Source organism: Haladaptatus sp. DYF46 (assembly GCF_021083305.1).
In the GTDB taxonomy this organism is placed as follows: domain Archaea; phylum Halobacteriota; class Halobacteria; order Halobacteriales; family Haladaptataceae; genus Haladaptatus.
On record NZ_JAJFAY010000012.1, the window covers coordinates 1 to 19,480 of the forward strand.

Consider the following 19,480-nt stretch of genomic DNA (forward strand, 5'->3'; position numbering starts at 1 on the left):
CCACGAGACGAACAAACCGCAAGAAAGGAGATGGTCCACGAGGGGAGACGGCAATTGGATAGAAACACGACAATAACGGGATGAAAACGTGATAACACCCGGGTGAGACTGCAACAACACCCGAACGGGATTTCACAACACCCGAGTGGAGACTGCAACAACACCCGAACGAGAACTACACCGACCTATTCGAAACGGTGGAGACACACCACGTTTCCAGTGAAACCGGATCGGGGAAGTAATCCACCTCGGTTTCAGGTGAACCAACCCGTGATACATCATGGGTTACAAATTGTGATTAGCTTAATGGACTTTAACGCTTTGTTAGTATATGTATTTTTCTATCCAGTCCCCGCTAGTGGCAATCTGATGCCATTTGTTCCCGGCAATATTCACCTGTTGGTTCACCACCCACCCACCCTTTCCCCCCATTTCACTGGAAACGTGGTGTGTGTCTCCAATCATTCTCCCGACACAACGGGCACGTCATTGGTGGCGGTATCTCCCGCGAAGATGCCCGAACGACCACTACTCGGGTGTACCATCGTGGGGCGACCACTGTCAGGACGATATACAGAGCTCTCCTTTCCGTTTATTGCTCGGTTGTTTCACGCCCGGAACAGTAAAGGGATTTCACTGGAAACGTGGTGTCCATGAGCGACGCCGACTCGGACGAACTCTTCTCTCGGGAGGACCTCATCTTCGCGAAAAAGGAACTCCTCGAAATCAATCATCTTCCGACTCACGGTCGAATCGTCGGCCGGGACGACGAAATTTCGGCTCTCGCAAACGCGCTGAATCCCGCACTGTTCAACCAGTCACCGAGCAACGTCCTCCTGTACGGGAAAACGGGGACCGGAAAGTCACTCTGTGCGAAACACGTCTCCCGTCGCCTCGTCGACGAAGCCGACGAGGAGGGTGTCACCGTCGGAGTCGCTTACGTGGACTGTGCACAGGACAGCACCGAAACGCAGGCAGTCCAGACGATTGCGAGTACGACGAACACGTCGGAGACGGACATCTCGATTCCTGACAAGGGTATCTCTACCTCCACGTATTATAAGCGTCTCTGGAAAATTCTCGATGCGTTGTACGACGTGGTCGTCATCATCCTCGACGAGATCGACAAACTGGAAAACGACGATATCCTGATGCAACTCTCGCGTGCAGGGGAGGCGGGAAAGCTTCGACACTGCAAGCTCGGCGTCATCGGCATCAGTAACAAGATCAAATATAAAGACCGGATGGACGAGCGAGTCAAGTCGAGTCTCTGTGAACGCGAGTTCGTCTTTCCGCCGTACGACGCCAACCAGCTTCGAGCCATCATGGAGGCCCGTAGCGACGCGTTCAAACAGGGTGTCTTGGAACCCGGAACGATTCCGCTTGCCGCCGCACAGGCCGCACAGGAACACGGTGACGCCCGCAAGGCTATCGACATCCTCCGATACGCGGGCGAACTCGCACAGGCGGAGAACGCGGAGCGAGTTCGGGAAGAGTACGTAAAGAAGGCCCGCGAACGCGCGGAAAACGACCGTTTTCGCGAACTCATTCGCGGCGCGACACCACACTCGAAATACGCGCTGCAAGCGCTCGCGATCCTTTCGTTGGATAATCCCGATGTGGACGCCTTTCGCACGAGTCTGGTGTACGAAGTGTACGAACAGGTCTGTCGGCAGATGGATAGCGACCCGCTTTCGACCCGCCGCGTTCGGGATTTGCTCCGTGAACAGGCGTTCCTCGACGTGATCGAACAAGCCCGTCAGAGCGGGGGGAGCGCAGAAGGGAGCTACACCGAGCATCGACTCCTCGAAGATCCACAGGTCGTGAAAAAAGTGCTCGTCACCGAGGAGTAAACGGTTTGGTCGTTGAGAAGTATACAGCTTCGTCGTCGAAGGAGGACGGTCGAGGGCAATGGAGACCAGCGCGGCAGGGATTTTAGTGAGGCAGGAATTTTAGCGAGACAGAGTTTCCGGTGAACTGGATGCGATCAGCTACTACCCCATCGTTCTCGGCATCGTTCGTCACAGAAGGCACGTATCCGAAATCCACTCCCATCGTCGTCAGCAATTACGGGGTGCCATCGGTGGGTTTCGACCCGCGAACCACAGCAGGAACACGTTTCGACGTTCGTCCTCGTTTCGCTTGGATTCGCCGTTCTCGTCCCCTTTGATACCAGACATCCTTGTCCGTCGTTTCCGTTCATCGCTCTCTTCTCGTATATCACACACATCCATTCTAATATATAATTTTCTCTTCATTTTGTATCGTGTCTACGTTGGTTGAAAATTCTGAAAATAATCAGTATTCGATCATATCCTGCCGTTTTTTATCTCGGTTTCGTCGCTTGCGTTCGTGATAGAGCGTGGCCTCTGTCCGGAGAAGCGTAATTACGAATGCCGAGACCGTCTCGACGAAACCGACTCGGCGAAGTTGAACCGCCGAAATCGACCCCTCAAAGCTAACCTCTCAAAGTCGACCCCTCAAAGCTAACCCATCGAGATCGGACCGACCACCATTACTTCGATATCAACCGAGACCTCGAAACGGGCTGATTTCTACGTATCGATGTCGGTTCCCGATTCCGAATCCAGTCCTAAATCGGGTTGAATGAATTCCGTGACGTACACGGGTATCGAGTCGCTACTCCGTGCCCGGCGAACGACCAACTGGAACGTCAGCACCCCAAGGACGATGAGTGCGAGATTCGCCGACTGGTTGTTCGCGTAAACGAGGTCGAACGTATGTGGCGTATCGAGCAGCGGATATAGCGGTTTGATACCCATCGGCGTGATGACGTCTCCTGCGAGATGACAACAGATGCCGCCGAACCCCGTAACGAACCCGTACAGCGCTTCTTCGCGTTTACCATCCAATGCGAGTGGCTTGAGCCAGTATGCGAGGAGGGCGAGAACTCCTCCGGCAAGGAGCGCCGCCCAAAACGTATGGGTGATTCCTCTGTGTCCGAACTGTGCGATGTGAAGGTCGATGTCGGGAGCCATTCCCATCGGAAGCGCTGTTACAACTACTATTTTTGCCGCCCGTGTCTCTTCCCGCGTGACGAGGCCGAAAACGACGAATCCGAACACGGCCAGTACGATTCCGAAGTGACCGATCGGATTCATGGGGTCACCGACTGCTTGACATCCTCTGCCATTATCAAACCGTCCTACGTAACATTCCTCCCAAAACGTACTGCTTCAACCGTGTAGACTTTAAGTTCCAATGGAGATGGTCTCTTTATCTAACTTATTGGTGTTTCCCGGCTACATTGTCGTATTCGACTATAATGACGCCGTTCTATCACTAACTCTTCCCTCCTATAGCTAGTCCAACCGCTCTTTCGAATCCGACGTGCTGGCCGTCGCACGTCCGATCTCGGTCCCTCAGTAGCTTCTCTCAGTCACTCGATGGTTTCCCTCAGTCACTCGATGATTTCCCTCAGTCACTCAGTAGTCTCCCAGTCATTCGGTGGTCTCTCAGTCACGTTAGTGGTCTTTTTTGGTCACGGCCAGCGCACTTCCGATGAGTTGTTCCGTATCCCTGCGGAGTCGCTGTGAGATCGCGGACGTCGAGATATCGAGTTCGTGTGCGAGTTCGTTCTGCGAGATTCGACGCGGAATCTCGTAGTATCCACACTCGAACGCCATCCGAAGCAGTTGCTTTTGCTTCTCGGTCAACCCGACGACGTCGGTTTCTTTGTGATCCGTCGCGTTACCCAACTGGTTGACGCGGAACGTTACGTCGTTTTCCAAGCAGTATTCCCGGAACGAGACGAGCGCTTGTCGGGTCGGTATCTGCATTCTCACGACCCAGCCGCCATCACCGCTTTCCACGTCGAGTATTCGCGCGTCGAGTTCAGGGCATCGCGGCGCGATGAGTTCGACGGTGGAAACTGGTTCGAGGCGATATACACGGCGACCTTCGTACGTTTCAACCAGCACCGGTTCGGCAACCGTGTAGTCCTGCTGTAACTCACGTTCGAACGTCTCGAAATCCTCGCCCCGAACCGAGATGAAGAGATGTTTGGGGGTTGTTCCAGTCAAATGCTCGGTTTCGATGGTAACGTCGGAGACGGCTTTGATCGTGGGAGAAAGAAGTAGGTCAGGGCCCGAGAGAGAGACTTCGGCGACGATATCGTACAGTTTTTGTTCTATACCCGCTTTTTCGCTGCTCGCTACCGTCGGTGTCGATTTCGTCAGGTTACCAGAGTGTAGCTGATTAGTGACATTATTGGATTCTCCACTCATCTCTATTGTATATAATTGTCGGCCGACAGATGGGTGTTATAGCTATATTTGTAGCCGATTTTGGTCCGTGCTTCAATATGTATAAATTCTCCTCGAAATTCACCTGTCTTCGAACAGGGCGGTAAGCAAGTTTCGTTCCGATGCACGAAGGTGACGGTTAAACGTCGGCTGTGAGACATCGAGCGATTTCGCTATCTCTTGGCCGGTACTTTCCCGCGGCCATTCGAAGAAGCCGCTCCAGTATGCCGTTTCCAGTGCTTCCGACTGGCGGTCGGTGAGCCGATGTCGCAGCTGCGCTCGAAAGTCCTGTTCGGTCTGTACCGGTCGGTTCCGTTTCCGACGAGCGATGAGTTCCGTGTTACTGTAGCGGTTTTGGAACGTTTCGACGAACCGTCGAACGTCGGCCGTCTGTGGGAGTTCGACCGTAAGTCTCGCTTCCGAACCCTCCGCGGTCGCCGCTTTCGGAACCGCACCGTGATCGAGTAGTAGCGAAATCACGTTCGCCCCCGTCATGGTGCATTCGAACAAATCCTTCTCGTCGTCGCCGGTGACGTGTCTGATGTCGTTGACGACGAGCGATTGATCCGAGAACGCGGCCACCGACTCCGGCGTGGTTCCTTCCGTGGTAAAGAACAACCGAAGTGTGTCATCGGTCTCTCGAATGACACTCTCGAACTCGAACCGACAGTCGGCCGTCTCGACGAACTTGATGAGCGTAAACTGCGGATCTCGGACCTGAAACTCCAGTTCGACCGCGCTGTCGCTGACGAGCGCCTTTTTGCTTTCGACGGCGTTGATGGCGTAGGCGGTCCCCCTTCCGATGCTTTCGAGTAGTGCCTGCTCATCGTCGTTGAACACGTCCGGGTCGCCAGCATAGACGGTAAGGACTCCGTAGATACTCCCGCCGTAGATGAGCGGAACGCTGACCGCCGCTCGATAGCCTCGTTTGAGGGCCTCCTGCCGCCACGCTTCGTACGGGGGGTCGCCAAGCAGGTCGTCGTCGATGGTCGTCTCCCTCTTTCGAACGGACCGCCACGCCGTCGTTTGGTCCGTTTCGTCGCTCGTCTCCGAGAGTTCGTCGAGAAACGCCTGTTCGTCGCCGACCCACGTCCGACCCGAGAGTTGGTCGGTCGTCGCGTCGTACTCGCCTATCCACGCGAATTGGTACGGGGCCGCGTTCGTCAACCGCTTGCAGACGGCGTGTTCGATGTCGCCCCGAGTGTCCGCCTCGGCGAGCGCACCGAAAACGTCCTGAAGGACCGTTTCCCGGCGGTGGGTGTGTTCGAGTGCCGTTTCCGTCTCCGACAGTGCCGCCTCCTGCGTTGACAGTTCCCATTCCCGGTCGAGGCGGGCAAACGCCGTTTCGGCGTTCGAAACAAGCATTTCCACCAGCGTTTCCCTCCTGTCGGCGTCTTCCGTTTCGATTTCGTTCTCTTCGTCGATGACTATCAGGACCCCGTGCCGTCCGAGCGGGAAAGCAGTATGACGTGTGACCTTGTTGTCTCCATTCCCCTTGCTGGTTCGCTTTTCGGCGTCGAGGAACGCCTTCCAGCCCAGTCCGCCGTCGGCGTCGAACAGTCGTTCGTCGGGTTCGGCGACGCCTTCCCACGCAACCGACCGAAGCGCCCCTTCTTCGCTGTCGTATCGGGCGACGATTGCGGACGAGTAATCGAGGTCGGTGTGGACGGCGGCGACGATCGTTTCAGCGATTCGGTCCTCCGTTTCGGCGTCCGTTAGTCGCTTCATCGAGTCCTGAACCGCCGAGAGTCGCTCGTTCCGGCGTCTTTGACTTCCGAGTCGATTTATCCGTTGTGACAGTACCCTTTCTCCTTCGACCGTCGGTATCCACTCCGCGAGATTCCTGTCGAGAACGTCTTGAACGACACGGTCAACCGTATTGGAGATGACGAGACGGGGAAGGGACGGACACGACTGTTGTACGTCCTCGAAAAGAGTGACAACGTCCGCATCTATCCCCTCAACCGTACATACGACACAATCTGACATCTCCAGTATTTCGGACCGAACGGGGGTAGTCGCAGTTTCGACGAGGACGTTCGACTGCTCTCGAAGCGTCGTTATCACTCCCTCATCGTTGGGCGGGGGAACGAAGAGGACACGAACTGCTTCAATCATTGTTTTCTTCGGGGGAAGGGATACCTTGTACGACCAGCGAAATCACCTTATTCTTCCGATTCTGTCCAGTTGTAGGTAATTGGTGGTCGCTAAACTCGTCGTGCTCGGTCGGTTGTCACCCTTCTACCGGTAAAATCGTGGCCGTATCGACTTAAATCCAGAAATCTATTCCGAATGGTTTCAATCCGTTTCAAACCGCGTTTATCGACGCTATTCGGCCTCTCTCCTCGATCCTCCGATAGTATCATCCAAAAATCATTTCCTCGACTCTATCGAACTACTGATCGCTTTTCGGGTCGAACACCGACGCCACCTCCGGGTATCGTCGTCCTATCGCGGGGGAGTGCGTTCCGATGACCTCTCGCTGTGCGTCGATTGGTTGAGGCCCATTTGTATCACTACTCCATTTGGATTTCAACGGAAGTGCGGGAATGCTTTGAACAACGTGCTAATCCACCGCCGCTAAGCAGGGTAGTTGGCGGGGGAAACATGCTCCCACCCAAATCATTTGTTCGGGAACTGGGTCATCGATTGCTGACCTTGTTCCGATCACAAGCAGTTGCAGATTTTCTTAATGAAGTAGATAATAATATACGGCCCGATCATTATGAATAATAGCGGACGTCGGGTTATGGGAGTGCGGAGTGCACGCTCGACGTTCGCTTGCGGTGACATAATCGTCAAAGGGGAATGGAGGGAGGGGTGGGGGTCCGGGTGCGTAATTAAGGGACCATTCGCATGTATGCAAGTCTGCCTGTATAGGTTTTACCTTCTTCGAGAAGTTCTTGACCGGGCGCTGTCCTCGATTCCGAGTTGCTCATGTGTCTGCCGCTGTTTTATACTCTGCCCGTGAGAACCCCCGCGTGTCCGCTTGAAAGAGTGGACATGAAAACGATGGACGAACGACGTTCCACGGTCGTCTCGTCCACGCTGATTACCTCGGGAAGTACGATCGTCGCTGGCGGTCACACCGCTGGCTGGCTATTAATCCTTCTCGGAGTAATCTCGTGGACTGTCGACGGGGATTCGTTGGTGTAGGATCCATCCCCGTCGGCACACGTCGCATATTATTTTGTTTTCGCGACGCCGAGCACCCGTGCTCGACAGTAGTGTCTACAGTGCCCCGATAAATGAGTCTTTTCCATGGAACGACCCGCGGAACGATTGTATGCCGCGCGCACAGATTGAGACGGCACCCCCGAGTGTGATCCACTTCCGATTACGAATCTAATCGGAATTGATGGTATTCCTCGGAAAACCGCATGACTGCGGTGACTTTAACTCCAAATAAACTATATGATGCTATATCAATTCCTATCGGTGGTTATCATTCCACGGTTCATTCCGTCAATCTCCGAAATATAGTCGGACTTTTTGTGCAAAATCTGATATTTTTCACCAGTCGCTCGTCCCCATATCGATGGTCATTCCCGCCGGGTGGCGCCGATTTTCAGAAGAGATACCGTCCGTCCGTCTTCACACGTTGACGACAAGAGCTCCTTGTGGATCGCTATCGCTGGTATCCGTTGAGTTCTCCGATACGTCTTTTGCAGGAATTAGTCGGCGTGAGGAGCGACGGTTTCCGTTTCCTCGCTCGTCATATTCGTCGTGAGCTCGTTCGCCAGCTTGAGTACTGCTTCTCGGTGGTCGTTTTTCGAGTGGTGAATAGAAGTCGGCCGCGTATTTTGTTCCTCGTACCCCACGGGGTCATATGTGGAATCGGTTTGTGCCTCAAACCGTGTTCGTACTTCGGAAAGCAGTCCGTGCAGATGAATGAGCTCTTGTTTTTTCATCCCGACGACAACTAACGACCGAACCCCTATAGTATTTCCTTGAGACAACCTCGCATACGATGACTCGGGTGAATAGGAGTAGCTTCCAGCTTCCGTTTTTACGGCCCCGATACTGATCGGTGAAAGGAAAACTCAAGAGCAGTTTCCTTTGCCATCGATGCTAACTGGGACTCGTCGGTCGTCTCGACGCACGGGACGAACCTTGACGAACGCGAGTAACTCTATTCGACGGTGTGTTCGGACGAACGGGGCGACTTTGGACGGGGCTGGTGTTGGTACTCATCGGCGCGTGCTTCTCTTCGTGCATTTCATCTTCGGCGTCGACACGCCGCTGGTGCTGCTCGCAGTCGGCGTGTTGGTCCTCCCGCCGGAACGCTCGCCATCGCGGTTGCACAGCGAGAGCGCCCGGTCTGACTGCACAGGACTGCTGTGCCATCGCTAGTCCCACTACTCGTTGGCATCCCCCGGCTCCGGGAGCGTTATCCCGTCGACCTTCTCAAAACCGTCCAAACCATACGGATCACAAAAACCATACAAACCATACAAACCATACAAACCATACAAACTCACAAAACTATTCAATCTCTCAAAACCAGTTTTGCTGTCAAAACTCCTGGTCAACACCCGTATAGAGCTGAACCCCGCCGCGATGCTCGGATAGCAAAACCGGTTTTGCTAGCCGAGACGGTTTGGATTATACCGAAGAAGTGGCGTTTTGGGGCTGTAACGGCTTATTTACAAACGTCTGACGCGCTTTTATGTGGTTCGGACGGTTTTGCGATTTTGTATGTCCGACACAGCCAAAATCGCCGTCTCGAACCAGAAGGGCGGGGTCGGCAAGACCACGGTGGCGATCAACGTCGCAGGGGCGTTACACCACCGTGGACACGACGTGTTGTTCGTCGACCTCGACCCACAGGGAAACGCCACCGAAGGACTCGGCTTGGAAGCGGAGTACGAGGCACAACCGCCGACCTTGTTCGATGCGCTGACCGACCACGAAGCGCGCGAGGAAGTCGATTCGCTCGTCGTCTCCCACGAGGAGATGGACGTCCTCCCGAGCAACATCGACATGACCAGCGTCGAGCCGGAACTCACGATGGCGATGCGCGGACGTGAGCGCTTGATACAGGTCCTCGATGCACTCGATACCGACTACGACGTCATCATCATCGACTGTCCGCCGTATCTCGGTAACCTCACCGACAACGCTCTGCTCGCCGCGGAAAACGTCCTCATCCCCGCGCTCGCCGAATCGACGAGCAAGCGTGCGCTGGAGATCCTCTTCGACCAGATGGAGGTTCTCGAAGCGGAGTACGACACGCAGATTCGTGACCTCGGACTCGTCGCCAACCGCGTCGAGACGACTAACGAAGCGGACGCGATGCTCACGTGGTTCGACGACGTTTTCACCGATATCCCGGTTTGGGAGGTCAGAAAACGGGTCACGCTCCAGCGTGCGTTCTCCGCCGGGTGTTCCGTCTTCGAATTCGAAGAGGAGTGTGACATGGCGGCCGTATTCCTCACCGTTGCCGAGGACCTCGAACGGCAGTTCGACTTGGCGGGGGTGTCCGCATGAGCGACGAGAGTCGCGCCGACCGCCTCCGCCGTCGCCGTGCGAAGCGTGAGAAACAGACCGAAGCGTCCGAATCCGGCGAACGCGTCGACGCTTCGCCGGAAAATGAAACGGACGTCGCGGCGGAATCGTCGGGGACCGACGCCGTCGCGGTCGACGAAACCGGCGACGCGAGCGAACGGGAGAGCGTGAAGGCGACCCGCGTCGGGACCTACATGTATCTCCCCGAGGAGCAGAGGTCGGAACTGAACTTCCGGTACAAGGAGCTCAACCTCGCGTACGAGCGGGCGGTTGGCGACGAACTGGAGAAAAACCGGCACTTCTATCCGCTGGTCGTTCAAGCCGGACTCGAAGCGCTCGACGGGATGGACGGCGAGTCGCTTCGAGAACGGGTGAGTCGCTTCGAGTGAATCGGCCGATGGTCGCCGCTGTGTACTGCTCCGCTCGATAAAATGTCCGCTGCCGCTCGACGGTTCGCTACTGTTCGAGGAGGGTTCGAAGCTCCGCTTCGCGCTCATCGTCGGTGATGAACTTCCGGAAGCGCCATTCGAACGAGTCGAGGAGAACGGCGATTCCGTCGTCAGTCACGGCATATTCGTTCGTCCGCTTGTCCAGTTCGCTTTTCTCCACCAGACCACGCTCGATGAGCGTGTCGAGGTTGGGGTACAAGCGACCGTGGTTCACTTCCTCGTCGTAGTAGTCCTCGAGCTCGCGCTTGATGGCGAGTCCGTATCGGGACTCCTCCGCGAGAACCAATAGGACGTTTTGTTGAAATGCGGTGAGATCGCGTGCAGTTTCGACGCTACTAACGGTTTCTGCCTCTGACATGGTAGTATGGTGTGATATTCATTGACAGTGAATATAAACCTTCCTACTCGGCGCAATATTTATGTGACCTATTATAAATATTATCCAACAGCAATTGTTTGGTTGAAGAGATTGGTGCTCTTCGATGTCTCGCTTGGGACTCCGATTACTACGGCGGACTCCCTCCAAAGCTCTTACTACGTGCTTTTTAGCCGGTTACCAAGTATCTGTCGGAAAGAGTGTGGAAAGATAATTCAATAAAATATGATTATTAGAATGCTGTCATTCGACCGCTTCTAGTTGTTTCCCGCCGATTTTGGGTAGCTTTTGCCGCTGCAGATCGGCTTCTATCCTTTCCAGTTCGGATTCGGCTTTGTCGATCGGTCCGTCGGACAGGTTCAATCGTATCTGTAGGTCACAATCGCGGCAGCACGCATCGCCCACAATTCCTTGTTCGTCATCTTGCCAGATATCGACACGAAACCGTCGGTTGTTGCACTCCTCGGACGGGCACTCTATCTCGCCCGAATTTAGCATCGATTCGAGATTCCCCTCAACCAGTTCAATAATATCAATCATACTCCCGAATAAGTCTCCGGAATGCTTAAACTTGGTTATGGGTATCGTGTATGATAATTGGTTATGACACCGGCACACGGCGACCATGGTACTCGAAAATTCCGTTGTCATATAATTTAGCTGGCGTATAACAAAGTGGTTTCCCCTCCTCGTTTCGGATACGCCCCACTCGGGCGTCTTGTGTCACGTGAACGATCCGCTCGACGTTGCCGGAGGCGATGGCCGTGGGCTGGCATCCCACACAGTGTCACCACCCTCCCACGAAAGTTCTCCTCCCGAGCACCCGTTTCCGTTCGCGCGATGGACGTTCCCATCCCTGGATCGTCGCTACGCTCCGCTCAACAGTTCTCCTTTACCCGACGAAAAGCGACGGAGGGGACCTCCGTCCCGATTCGCATGAAAATATTCGATAGTGGAGATTCTCCCCCAGCAGCCACGCCCGAGGGAGATGGAGAATGCCAGACGTTCACACGACTCTGGTCATCTCACGTCCGACGTTCGAAAATCGCTACGCGACATTCGAATCGGGTAGATTCTCCCGGAACCCACCGTTCGTGACGGACGTATCCATGCCCGTCGGATTCCCTGAAATCCGACAGCGCCAACCGGTCTCGCAACTGGTCGGAGACATCGACGGTGTGTAAAAATTCGGCTGGATGTGTGAAGTGCTTAAGCGGCTAGTGGATGCCGAGCGCTTCGATCTGCTCTTGGTATCGGTTTCGGATCGTGACTTCCGTCACCTGAGCGACATCAGCGACTTCACGTTGGGTCTTCTTTTCGTTACACAGCAACGAGGCGGCGTAAATCGCGGCGGCGGCGTAGCCGGTCGGCGACTTCCCGGAGAGGAGTCCCTGTTCTGCCGTCGTATCGATGATCTCGTTCGCTTTGGACTGCACTTCTTCGCTAACGCCGAGATCGGAACAGAACCGCGGAACGTACTGCTTCGGGTCGACCGGTTTCATTTCGAGACCGAGTTCTTGGGAGATGTATCGATAGGTTCGACCGATCTCCTTCTGATCCACTCGTGATACCTCGGCTACTTCTTCGAGGCTTCGAGGGATACCCTCCTGCCGACAGGCGGCATACAGCGTGCTCGTTGCAACGCCTTCGATGGAGCGTCCGCGGATCAGGTCCTCGGCCAGTGCGCGACGGTAGATGACCGACGCGACTTCGCGTACCGACCGCGGGACACCCAGCGCGGATGCCATTCGGTCGATTTCGGAGAGCGCGAACTGCAGGTTGCGCTCGCCCGCGTCCTTCGTTCGAATGCGCTCTTGCCACTTGCGCAGACGGTGCATCTGGCTTCGCTTTTCCGACGAGAGCGACCGACCGTACGCGTCTTGGTTCTTCCAGTCGATGGTCGTGGTCAGCCCCTTGTCGTGCATCGTCTGCGTGGTGGGCGCACCGACGCGCGACTTGCTCTGTCGTTCGCTATGGTTGAACGCGCGCCACTCCGGCCCGCGGTCGACGTGGTCTTCTTCGACGACCAGCCCACAGTCGTCACAGACGATTTCGGACTGGTCCGCACTGTTAACGAGGTTTTTCGACCCGCACTCGGGACATCCCGTGACCCCCTCCTCCTCCTCGGTTTCGGTTTGCTCCGCGCGGCGCTCCCGTTGGCGAGTGGACCGTTTCATCAACCTTCTATACTCAATGCGAACATTTAAATCCCCGGATGGTACCTCATAGGAGACTTTCATCTCAGATAAATATCCCTATCCTGAAAACACGCAGACGGCACCAACTTCTTCGAAAACTGTCTATCTTCTATACTATATTCGGGAATAATTCAGGTGTTACGCGGGATTCGCCAATCGCGAGATTTCCACCATGGTGTCGCTGCTGTTCGGGTCCGTATCTCGGAACGTCCACGAGCGATCGAACGTCATTCCTTCGTCTTGCCCTTTCGTCAAGAGTTCGTCGAGCGCGACTTCGAATTCGGCACTCGTCGTGCCTTTCGAGACGGTCGGCCGATTCGGTTTCGGGTCAGCTATTTCGGGTTGCGGGGCGAGGCTCGTTATCTCCACCATCATATCGTCGTACTCCGGTGTTTCGTGGCGGAACGTCCACGAACGATCGAGTTCGACATCGTTGTCTCGTGCCGTGGAGACGAGGACTTCGAGGGTTCGCTCGAACTCCTCTGGAGAGGCTGCCCAGGCGGGTATGTGATTTGCCTGGCTCATTTCGTTCATCTCTACGTCCATTCCCTACATAAACTCGGAACGTCGTTCCGTGCAGTTTCGCTCCTTCTCATCGTTTGAAACTGTTTGAAACGATCCGGAAGTGCGTTACCGGTTTCTCATCTCCTTCTGTTTGATTACGGTTGTCATGAGCACGACGAAGAACCATACCGATACGTACGCCTCGGGTGACGAACCCGAACTGTCCGCCGACGACGTGTTTCACCTTCTCCAGAATCACCGTCGCCGCGCCGCGATTCACCACCTCCACGGCAAGGATGAACCGGTCGAAATGCGTGACCTCGCGGAGCAAGTCGCGGCGTGGGAAAACGATACGACGGTTCAAGCCCTCACCTCGGAAGACCGTCAACGTGCATATATTCCGCTGTACCAGCCCCACCTCCCGAAACTCGACGAGGAGGGTTCATCGAGTACGAATAAGCGCGCGGCATCGTCGACCCCCGTCGCGTCACGGCTGGAACCATACCTCATGCCGGTCGGAACCCGGATATCGAACCGTAATCCCGCTGGCTTCGACGTGTCGGTCGGTTTTCCCCGTCTTCTGCGTTCGGTACGGCCGTCCGATAGACCGGGCAAAACGATTCTCGCGTTTCCGCCACCCATCCCCGCGTCGCTGCGTCGATTATCGTGCTTGGTCCAAACAGTTCTCGCAGATATCGACGTTCGCTCGGAGGTACGTTCCCTGCTCTTCTAACTCCATTTCGATGCGCGTTACTGGGACGTAATCCTTACAGTATGCACAACGTTCGATCGCGTCCACTCGGTTTGAGATGTCGTGGTTTCTCGGCATAGTGTGCGTTCCCCGCTTCAGCCCGATGGCTATCAAATGGAGTATGAAAAGCAACCCCCCAAAAGGTACGCGTTAGTATTTCCGCGTTTTAAGTACACGAAGCCGCGACATGGGGGAAAATGAGTCGTCGCTAGTCCGCGAGTTCGGCGCTTTCTTTGTCGCTAACGTATTGGGATTCCCACTCGCGGCGTGCCTCTATCTCCCGCTGTCCACGTCGGGTGAGCGTGTAGTAGTTGGTTCGGCGGTCCACCTGCCCCTTCTCGACCAGTCCTTTGTCCACCAAGGTATCGAGGTTCGGGTAGAGCCGTCCGTGGTGAATGTCCTTTTCGTAGTAGTCTTCGAGCTCTTCTTTAATGGCGAGTCCGTGCGGTTCGGTCAACCCGTTGATGACGTACAACAGGTCTCGCTGGAAGCCAGTCAGGTCGTACATGTTCGACTCGATGTTATGTCTACGGGGTATTAGTTAAGTGCATGATAATGCACCTTTGTCCGATGAAAAACGGAATAAACTCGATCACTCACATTTGACAATTCTCTTTTCGTCACAAATCCCTTTCATCAGTACTCCGTTTGTACACCTCCGTTCACGGGTCATCTGTTCGAAATCGGCCCAAGATAATATATGTGCTGAGTCATCATGTGGCTACCATATGAAGAAACAAGAGCTGATTCATATACACGGGCTCCTCGCGGAGGTACGGAACCAGCACGAGATACGAAATGGACGCTCCATCGACTGTTCGGAGTACGAGCGAACCGGGGTGAATCCGACGTCGATACATCATTCGAAAACAGCCCATCAGGAAGCGATTTTCGCGCTCATCGATGGCATCACTGACACGATGGCCCCGGAAAAAGAGCAGTTGACGTCACACGCTGACTGATAGATACTACATCGGCTCGTCGTACCGCAGTATCGGCTTCGTTTACGATTCGCGCTTTTCCTTGGCCACGAGTTGTGCCAGTGTTACGAACGAAAACATGGCAACGATGGCTCCGCCGATCGCAACGGCCGGCAGTGCTGCGAGTACGGGTACGCCGAGAACCGAACCGGCGAGGAGGATGGTGCTGAACACCGAGACGCCGAGATAGTAGGATTCCCACGGTAGCTCTCGTTCCGTTTCCGCTTCATCGTCGACTTCGGCTTCGTCCACGGTGAGGTATCGGTCGAGTTGGTCGGCGAGCTTCGTCCGCTTGATCGTTCCACGGCTTTGATTGTATTCGATGATACCTTCCTCGTCGAGTTTCGGGAGGTGGGACTGGTACAGCGGGATGTACACGCGCTGGCGCTCGTCGGACGTAAGCGCCTGAACGCTCGTCCCGTTCTCCCACGCCGCGACCTGCTCCGCGATATCGCGCATCTCAACGGTTCCTTCGCGGTCTTTGAGATACCGAAGAACGTAGCGTCGGCGAGGTGTCTGAAGGAGGTGGAATATTTTGTCCTTCGACAGTTCGGGTTCGGCAGTCGCGTTTGGAACTGTATGTGTTCCTCTATCGTCGGTGCGAACTTCTGTAGCGCTCATGACGGATGAATTATCGGCGGATTGGGTAATAAACCAATAATGTTCTCCCGATTTGTTGCGAACGGTTGCGATAGATTGCTACACTGCTTATCCCATCGATAAGCTGTATGATGGTATTACATATATGGATATTGAACTTTACTATCTACGATATGTGTATGGAATCATCCCATTTCGGCTCGGACGCTCGAAAACACGCGTTTCAGGCCGTATAAATGTCTTTCTAGGGATGAGTTAGCTTCCATTGTGACTTATCTTGTGCATCTTGTTGGGTCGGTGGTTCCCGGTTGCGGCTCGTCCTATCCCTCAATTGGTCTATATTGGCGCACGAAATGTCTGTTGAAACAATTGTGGAACGTTCCTCTCTGCCGACTCAGTCCGGATTATTTCCGCCTATCCCATCATGATTTTTTCCATTTTGGTTAACGTCTTTATAGTAATGGGGGAGTCAACCTAGGAAATATACGCCCAGCACGGAGGCAGGGTGCGACAATATCCGGCCGCGAGGGTCGTTAGCGCTCATGACTCCAACTCCCTCGTGTGCGATCCTACTTGGCGACGTACCGTTGATATTCGACTCCGACCAGTTCTTTCGCTCGTCGAAGATGGCCGAGTTGTGACAATTATTCTGAGTCAAAACCCATGTGTCGCTCCCTAAAGTTTAATGCGAGTTACGGAAATACCACAACCGAACCCGGGTCCTTCGACAATGGCACATGGTGCATCCAACTCCAGTAGCCGTCTCAACGAAGCGGACGACTCGTCCAAGTGCGCGACGACGAAGAACGAGTCCGCTTCTTCGGGACCTCCGAGAACCCTCTTTGCCGAGATTTTCGTCTCCCACGAACGTCTCGTCCTCGTTCCGACGATAGAATCGATATCGGACGTGAGCCTCAAAATGGAAGAGGCGCCGATGACCGACGATTCACTTCTCTTCGTTTCCGCCGTCGGCGATGACTTCTCGTCGTTCGAACGCGCGCTCGAAACCGATGCGACCGTCCGTGAAGCGACGCTCTTCTCGGTGGCCGCCGACCGGCGGGTGTATCGGATTCGCCCGAAACCGGACGTCGTACCATTTCTCCCCGCCGCCACCGATCTCGGCGTTCGAACCCTCGACGTGAAGAGCGGAACCAACGGATGGGTCACTCGTATTCAGATGCTCTCACGCGAACCCCTCATCGAACTCCGGAAGTCGTGTCTGGAACACGGAACGACGTTCCGCGTGCGACAACTATACGATGGGGACCCGAATACGGATGCCACCGAAACACGGTTGACCGGCCGGCAACGCGATACGGTTCTCACCGCCTATCGATCGGGGTACTACAACGTTCCACGCGGTATCTCACAGGGAGAACTCGCCGAAAAGCTCGACGTCTCCACGTCGGCGATTTCACAACAGCTACGACGTGCCACTCGGCAGCTCATCGCGAGTACGTTCGCCGTCGAACAGGATTAGGCTTCGAACGGTGATTTCGACGCTTCCGGTTCGGACCCGTTGAGGAATACGAGGTTTCCGCGTCCGATTTGAACCCGCGTTATCGCCTCGTTCTCCTCCATCTTCGAGAGTTTTCTGCTCACCGTCGATTTGGACCACGACGTTTCGGTCGTGATATCCGCCTGTTTCATGCGCCCACCGTACTGGATGAGGAGCGACCGGATACGCTCCTCGTCGGTTAGCATCTCCTCGTCTGCGAGGTTTCCGATCTGTGGCCGTTCGGGTTCCGGTTCCCGCTCCTCTCGCTGGGGCACCGCCTCGTCGGTGGTCACGGTGGTCGCTTCCGTCGTCCCCTCTTCTTGGTTGCTTCGGCCGAACAGTCCGGACAGAACGGTTCGGATGGACGAAAGCGGTCCTTCGGTCGGTTCTCCTGCCGGTTCGGTGGAATCGACGGGCTCGGCCGATTCCGTCGTCTCGGTGGTCGGTGAGTACGCGGGTGTCGTTCTCCACTCGGCACCGTCGTCGGAGATTTCGACCACGACGTCGAACAGCGTTTTCAGGGTATTCGTGGTTTCCGGATCGTGAATGTCGGGGTCCATCTGGAAATAGCCGATCGCCCCTGCCGCCTGTATTCGATGTGTGAGTATGTGGAGATAGCGAAATGCGGTATCGAAATCGACGTATTCGAGGAGGACGGTCAACGTTTGGACCGAGACGACCGGTTGTGTTTCGCCGTCCATCCACCCTTTCAATCGGTTACTGAGCGGAACGATGATTTCCATCGGGTCGGTCGGGTCGACGACTTCCGTCGTCACGGTATCGGGTGTCTGCTCGTCGTACGTTTCCGATTGCGCCATCCCACTTGCATGGATAAAACGTACTTCGTGTGGTTGTTTTCCGACGCTCCGTTGCCAGTCATCGAGCCACTGTCCTGGCGGTTGCGTGTAGGTGACCGCAGCAAGGCTGATGTTTTCAGGGCGTGTCGAAGCGACGAGCTCCATATGTGCCCGGTTTCCATCCGGTGTCAGGGGGGCGAGGACGAGAACGTTTGACGCTCCTTGGAGGTCTTCTTCTATCTTGCGAACGTTCATTTATGTCTTTTCTCAATATATTTTACTAACTGCACACTCTCGAAACTATTTCGCATAGTAAATACACTGGAACTCGGTATCAATGTATTGTTCTCCTCTACTATCCCCTAATATACATTTGTACTTTCGATTGTTGAATCTCCGATCGATTCAATGTTTTCAAACGAGTTTTTGCCACTGTCCAACCGCGAATGGGAACTGTTTCGGCGTGCGTGCTGCGATCACGTCTACGATATTTGGGTATACATGGAGGTCTACACACGCCTTTTCCGTTCTCTCGTCCCCATCTGTCATCGTTCATATCTACGAGTCGTTATCGACAACCCCGTGTCCGTCGTAAGCCAAACAGTAGCCGACCCTAAAGCCAGTGTGTGACTATTACCATCCTTTATTAGCTACCGGGTTGTCAAAAAGTATTGGCTTGCAAATGCAGGCATTAACTTTCGTGTCGTAGCGTATTCGTGATGAGGTTCGCGTGGCCACGCCGTAATCGTGTTGAGAGCGCGTTCGGTGATATATCAAGCTCCTCGGCAACGTGTTCCAACGTCGCTCCGCGGGGAATGTTGAAGTAGCCCAAATCGAGTGCTACCATCAGTGCTTCACGTTGTTTGGGTGTCACTTCGTACTTTCCAAACGCGTTCGGATGTCGAGATTCGTACAAACGAGTCAGTCTAAATGAAAGTCCGTAGTTCGAACAGTAGTCGTGAAACTTCGTCAGCGACGATTCGCTGGGAAACAGCAGTTTGAGATTCCATTCGTTCCCATCGCTGGTCGCTTCTAGAATGCTGGCTTTCAGCTGTGAGACGGCGTGACCGATCGTCCCGGTACGCTGACGCCACGAGACGCGGTAGAACCGTTCGCTGTCGTGATCTTCGAGCAGCGTTACTGACCTGACCGTTTTATCCTCTTCCAGTGCCCGCTCGAACGGCTCGAACGAGTCGGTACTCGCCCAAAAGTACGGAGTCACGTATTCGCTGTTCGCGACGACGCGTTCTATTTCGACGTACATCTCCGAAATCTCTTTCAGCGTCTCGTAGAGAATGAATTCGTCCGCAGGTACGGTAAATTCGGTCAGAACGCTCATCTCTCTAGCCGACGCATGGTTTCGGGTATATTGTAGCTATCGGTGGCTCATTCCGTCGCTTGCTGTCGACTTTGACACTATTTTCGAAAAGCTTTTATAAAAATGCGGCCACCGGTTCATTGATTGCAAGACGAGTGTGTGAAGTTCATGCATCATATCCGAAAACACTGTCGGCATACAAATCGCGCCCTCAAATTTGATATAGTACCGGCAGT

The 19,480-nt window shown here is 54.7% G+C and carries 20 protein-coding genes; 8 read left to right on the top strand and 12 right to left on the bottom strand.

Annotated elements, in window-relative coordinates; all coding sequences use genetic code 11:
- Window positions 1-653: 653 nt before the first annotated feature.
- Window positions 654-1,853 carry an orc1/cdc6 family replication initiation protein gene (locus LJF34_RS27220; protein WP_231189631.1) on the top strand — a complete coding sequence of 400 codons (1,200 nt, stop codon included), beginning with the start codon at window positions 654-656 and terminating at the stop codon, window positions 1,851-1,853.
- A gap of 702 nt (window positions 1,854-2,555) precedes the next feature.
- Here LJF34_RS27220 and LJF34_RS27225 read toward each other — a convergent pair.
- The 4 genes from LJF34_RS27225 to LJF34_RS27240 form a co-directional block, all read right to left on the bottom strand.
- Window positions 2,556-3,122, bottom strand: a complete 567-nt coding sequence (locus LJF34_RS27225; protein ID WP_231189633.1) for a metal-dependent hydrolase — start codon at window positions 3,120-3,122, stop codon at window positions 2,556-2,558.
- Window positions 3,123-3,485: 363 nt separating this feature from the next.
- Window positions 3,486-4,199 carry a helix-turn-helix domain-containing protein gene (locus tag LJF34_RS27230; RefSeq protein WP_231189822.1) on the bottom strand — a complete coding sequence of 238 codons (714 nt, stop codon included), beginning with the start codon at window positions 4,197-4,199 and terminating at the stop codon, window positions 3,486-3,488.
- A gap of 147 nt (window positions 4,200-4,346) precedes the next feature.
- Window positions 4,347-6,383 (bottom strand): bacterio-opsin activator domain-containing protein, encoded by a 2,037-nt coding sequence (locus tag LJF34_RS27235; protein ID WP_231189635.1) that lies wholly within the window; start codon window positions 6,381-6,383, stop codon window positions 4,347-4,349.
- A gap of 1,556 nt (window positions 6,384-7,939) precedes the next feature.
- A complete protein-coding gene (locus LJF34_RS27240; protein ID WP_231189637.1) occupies window positions 7,940-8,176 on the bottom strand; it encodes a UPF0058 family protein in 237 nt (78 codons plus the stop codon).
- Between the two features lie 301 nt (window positions 8,177-8,477).
- On the opposite strand from LJF34_RS27240, the gene LJF34_RS27245 reads away from it, so the two are divergent.
- The 3 genes from LJF34_RS27245 (at window position 8,478) to LJF34_RS27255 (ending at window position 10,162) form a co-directional block, all read left to right on the top strand.
- Window positions 8,478-8,618 (top strand): hypothetical protein, encoded by a 141-nt coding sequence (locus LJF34_RS27245; protein ID WP_231189639.1) that lies wholly within the window; start codon window positions 8,478-8,480, stop codon window positions 8,616-8,618.
- A gap of 345 nt (window positions 8,619-8,963) precedes the next feature.
- On the top strand, window positions 8,964-9,755 hold the full coding sequence (locus LJF34_RS27250; RefSeq protein WP_231189641.1) for a ParA family protein: 792 nt from the start codon (window positions 8,964-8,966) through the stop codon (window positions 9,753-9,755).
- Window positions 9,752-10,162 (top strand): hypothetical protein, encoded by a 411-nt coding sequence (locus LJF34_RS27255; RefSeq protein WP_231189644.1) that lies wholly within the window; start codon window positions 9,752-9,754, stop codon window positions 10,160-10,162. Before LJF34_RS27250 ends, LJF34_RS27255 begins: the two co-directional genes overlap by 4 nt.
- Before the next feature lie 67 nt (window positions 10,163-10,229).
- Here LJF34_RS27255 and LJF34_RS27260 read toward each other — a convergent pair whose 3' ends face one another.
- Together LJF34_RS27260 and LJF34_RS27265 are read right to left on the bottom strand one after the other, a co-directional pair.
- Entirely contained in the window at window positions 10,230-10,580 is a 351-nt protein-coding gene (locus tag LJF34_RS27260) for a PadR family transcriptional regulator (protein ID WP_231189647.1), read from the bottom strand.
- 261 nt (window positions 10,581-10,841) lie between these two features.
- A complete protein-coding gene (locus LJF34_RS27265) occupies window positions 10,842-11,138 on the bottom strand; it encodes a hypothetical protein (protein ID WP_231189650.1) in 297 nt (98 codons plus the stop codon).
- A 455-nt stretch (window positions 11,139-11,593) separates the two neighbouring features.
- Between LJF34_RS27265 and LJF34_RS27270 the strand changes: the two genes are divergently transcribed.
- Window positions 11,594-11,782 carry a hypothetical protein gene (locus LJF34_RS27270; protein WP_231189653.1) on the top strand — a complete coding sequence of 63 codons (189 nt, stop codon included), beginning with the start codon at window positions 11,594-11,596 and terminating at the stop codon, window positions 11,780-11,782.
- Window positions 11,783-11,815: 33 nt separating this feature from the next.
- Here the strand turns inward: LJF34_RS27270 and LJF34_RS27275 are convergent, their stop codons facing one another.
- A complete protein-coding gene (locus LJF34_RS27275; RefSeq protein WP_231189656.1) occupies window positions 11,816-12,775 on the bottom strand; it encodes a transcription initiation factor IIB in 960 nt (319 codons plus the stop codon).
- A 159-nt stretch (window positions 12,776-12,934) separates the two neighbouring features.
- Entirely contained in the window at window positions 12,935-13,321 is a 387-nt protein-coding gene (locus LJF34_RS27280) for a hypothetical protein (RefSeq protein WP_231189659.1), read from the bottom strand.
- A 145-nt stretch (window positions 13,322-13,466) separates the two neighbouring features.
- Between LJF34_RS27280 and LJF34_RS27285 the strand changes: the two genes are divergently transcribed.
- Window positions 13,467-14,033, top strand: a complete 567-nt coding sequence (locus LJF34_RS27285; protein ID WP_231189661.1) for a hypothetical protein — start codon at window positions 13,467-13,469, stop codon at window positions 14,031-14,033.
- 226 nt (window positions 14,034-14,259) lie between these two features.
- Here LJF34_RS27285 and LJF34_RS27290 read toward each other — a convergent pair whose 3' ends face one another.
- Window positions 14,260-14,559 carry a PadR family transcriptional regulator gene (locus tag LJF34_RS27290; RefSeq protein WP_231189662.1) on the bottom strand — a complete coding sequence of 100 codons (300 nt, stop codon included), beginning with the start codon at window positions 14,557-14,559 and terminating at the stop codon, window positions 14,260-14,262.
- Between the two features lie 220 nt (window positions 14,560-14,779).
- Here LJF34_RS27290 and LJF34_RS27295 point away from each other — a divergent pair, with 220 nt between their 5' ends.
- Window positions 14,780-15,013, top strand: a complete 234-nt coding sequence (locus LJF34_RS27295; protein ID WP_231189663.1) for a UPF0058 family protein — start codon at window positions 14,780-14,782, stop codon at window positions 15,011-15,013.
- Window positions 15,014-15,055: 42 nt separating this feature from the next.
- Here LJF34_RS27295 and LJF34_RS27300 read toward each other — a convergent pair whose 3' ends face one another.
- Window positions 15,056-15,652, bottom strand: coding sequence for a hypothetical protein (locus LJF34_RS27300; RefSeq protein WP_231189664.1), 597 nt, complete (start codon window positions 15,650-15,652; stop codon window positions 15,056-15,058).
- Between the two features lie 709 nt (window positions 15,653-16,361).
- On the opposite strand from LJF34_RS27300, the gene LJF34_RS27305 reads away from it, so the two are divergent.
- On the top strand, window positions 16,362-17,111 hold the full coding sequence (locus LJF34_RS27305; protein WP_231189665.1) for a helix-turn-helix domain-containing protein: 750 nt from the start codon (window positions 16,362-16,364) through the stop codon (window positions 17,109-17,111).
- On the opposite strand, the gene LJF34_RS27310 is transcribed toward LJF34_RS27305, so the two are convergent.
- On the bottom strand, window positions 17,108-18,181 hold the full coding sequence (locus LJF34_RS27310) for a MarR family transcriptional regulator (protein WP_231189666.1): 1,074 nt from the start codon (window positions 18,179-18,181) through the stop codon (window positions 17,108-17,110). The two genes, LJF34_RS27305 and LJF34_RS27310, sit on opposite strands and share 4 nt — an antisense overlap.
- 436 nt (window positions 18,182-18,617) lie before the next feature.
- The gene (locus LJF34_RS27315; protein ID WP_231189667.1) at window positions 18,618-19,265 is read right to left on the bottom strand and encodes a helix-turn-helix domain-containing protein; all 648 of its coding nucleotides are present in this window, start codon (window positions 19,263-19,265) and stop codon (window positions 18,618-18,620) included.
- Window positions 19,266-19,480 lie beyond the last annotated feature (215 nt).

Bases quoted from the DNA above. Each gene is read 5' to 3' on its own strand.
- LJF34_RS27310 (WP_231189666.1), bottom strand. From the start codon at position 18,181: ATGAACGTTCGCAAGATAGAAGAAGACCTCCAAGGAGCGTCAAACGTT.
- LJF34_RS27285 (WP_231189661.1), top strand. From the start codon at position 13,467: ATGAGCACGACGAAGAACCATACCGATACGTACGCCTCGGGTGACGAA.
- LJF34_RS27295 (WP_231189663.1), top strand. From the start codon at position 14,780: ATGAAGAAACAAGAGCTGATTCATATACACGGGCTCCTCGCGGAGGTA.
- LJF34_RS27265 (WP_231189650.1), bottom strand. From the start codon at position 11,138: ATGATTGATATTATTGAACTGGTTGAGGGGAATCTCGAATCGATGCTA.
- LJF34_RS27275 (WP_231189656.1), bottom strand. From the start codon at position 12,775: ATGAAACGGTCCACTCGCCAACGGGAGCGCCGCGCGGAGCAAACCGAA.
- LJF34_RS27225 (WP_231189633.1), bottom strand. From the start codon at position 3,122: ATGAATCCGATCGGTCACTTCGGAATCGTACTGGCCGTGTTCGGATTC.
- LJF34_RS27240 (WP_231189637.1), bottom strand. From the start codon at position 8,176: ATGAAAAAACAAGAGCTCATTCATCTGCACGGACTGCTTTCCGAAGTA.
- LJF34_RS27255 (WP_231189644.1), top strand. From the start codon at position 9,752: ATGAGCGACGAGAGTCGCGCCGACCGCCTCCGCCGTCGCCGTGCGAAG.
- LJF34_RS27305 (WP_231189665.1), top strand. From the start codon at position 16,362: ATGGCACATGGTGCATCCAACTCCAGTAGCCGTCTCAACGAAGCGGAC.
- LJF34_RS27260 (WP_231189647.1), bottom strand. From the start codon at position 10,580: ATGTCAGAGGCAGAAACCGTTAGTAGCGTCGAAACTGCACGCGATCTC.
- LJF34_RS27235 (WP_231189635.1), bottom strand. From the start codon at position 6,383: ATGATTGAAGCAGTTCGTGTCCTCTTCGTTCCCCCGCCCAACGATGAG.
- LJF34_RS27315 (WP_231189667.1), bottom strand. From the start codon at position 19,265: ATGAGCGTTCTGACCGAATTTACCGTACCTGCGGACGAATTCATTCTC.
- LJF34_RS27290 (WP_231189662.1), bottom strand. From the start codon at position 14,559: ATGTACGACCTGACTGGCTTCCAGCGAGACCTGTTGTACGTCATCAAC.
- LJF34_RS27300 (WP_231189664.1), bottom strand. From the start codon at position 15,652: ATGAGCGCTACAGAAGTTCGCACCGACGATAGAGGAACACATACAGTT.
- LJF34_RS27250 (WP_231189641.1), top strand. From the start codon at position 8,964: ATGTCCGACACAGCCAAAATCGCCGTCTCGAACCAGAAGGGCGGGGTC.
- LJF34_RS27280 (WP_231189659.1), bottom strand. From the start codon at position 13,321: ATGAGCCAGGCAAATCACATACCCGCCTGGGCAGCCTCTCCAGAGGAG.
- LJF34_RS27220 (WP_231189631.1), top strand. From the start codon at position 654: ATGAGCGACGCCGACTCGGACGAACTCTTCTCTCGGGAGGACCTCATC.
- LJF34_RS27270 (WP_231189653.1), top strand. From the start codon at position 11,594: ATGCCAGACGTTCACACGACTCTGGTCATCTCACGTCCGACGTTCGAA.